Annotated in this window: 1 protein-coding gene; it reads right to left on the reverse strand. The window is 43.9% G+C overall.

The annotated features are described in order from the left end of the window. The coding region (locus ACROAE_RS20565; RefSeq protein WP_432406180.1) for a reverse transcriptase domain-containing protein at positions 1–1,012 on the reverse strand (1,012 nt) is incomplete at its 3' end. Between the last annotated feature and the right edge of the window lie 178 nt (positions 1,013–1,190).

Consider the following 1,190-nt stretch of genomic DNA (forward strand, 5'->3'; position numbering starts at 1 on the left):
CGTTGCTCTTGCTCGGTTTAATGAGCAGTTTGCCGTTGTACTTCCTGATATTGAATCCCAGAAAGTCAAAACCATCATTGATATGAGTAATGTGTGTTTTCTCATCAGAGAGTGTTAAGCCCCTTTCCTGTAGAAAGCCAATGAGTTGCGGCTTGATTTCATTAACTAGGACTTCTTGCGAAGAACCTGTGATGACAAAATCGTCTGCGTATCCGATAAAGTTGACCCTATTCCCTGTTTTACGGGCAATAGACTTAACCAACTGTTCTAACCCAGCCAGCGTGAGCAACATAAGCGTAGGCGATATGATCCCACCTTGTGGTGTTCCTTCAGCTGTTTTATAGAACAATCCTTTATCAATATAACCACATCCAAGCCATTGTTTCAGCATTCGTTTATCTAATTGAATGTTGTCGATAAGCCATTGATGACCAATCTTATCGAAACAGGCTTTGATGTCACCCTCAAGAACCCATTGGCTAGAGCGCTTCATACATAAACATTTGAAGCACTGTGCAATTGCATCTGCTGCGCTTCGATTAGGTCGAAAGCCATAGCTATTAAGGTCGGCTACCGTTTCCGAAATAGGCTCCAAAGCGAGAAGATGAAGCGCTTGCTGCGCTCTGTCTATCATGCAGGGAATGCCTAAAGGTCTGAGTTTGCCGTTTTTCTTGGGGATGTAGATACGCCTGAGCGGTTTGGCATGATAGCCTTTTCGACTCAGTTGATTCACCGCAGTCATACAACGAGCATCAGTGTTCCAAATGATGCCGTCAATTCCTGGTGTTTTGCTGCCTTTATTTTGAGAAACTCTTTTAACAGCAAGCAATTTTGCTGATGTAGAGTGGGTGAGTATCCACTGCAATGCTTTCGACTTACCGTGTTTACCTTCTCGGGTTGCTTTTGCAATGCGCATTTGAAGCTTTAATACATGTTGCTTAACAGCCTTCCAGTTAATGGATTGCCATTGAGTGCTGTCAGAAGAGGCACTAGCTTCGTTTGAAGCCATCATTTGCGTTTCTCCTTGAATAAAGTTCTTCAAATCATCTTGCAACGGGAGACCAGCTAGAAGTCAGCTCGCTTTCGCGCCAGATAACAACCTGTATCCACATCATTACAATGCGGCATTTGCTTTTTCTAGCCTCCTTTACCTGCATTACTATCGGCAGTCTTCGCAGACCACTTTCCCA

Origin of the sequence: Shewanella sp. MF05960 (assembly GCF_050849305.1) — a bacterium.
In the GTDB taxonomy this organism is placed as follows: Bacteria; Pseudomonadota; Gammaproteobacteria; order Enterobacterales; family Shewanellaceae; genus Shewanella.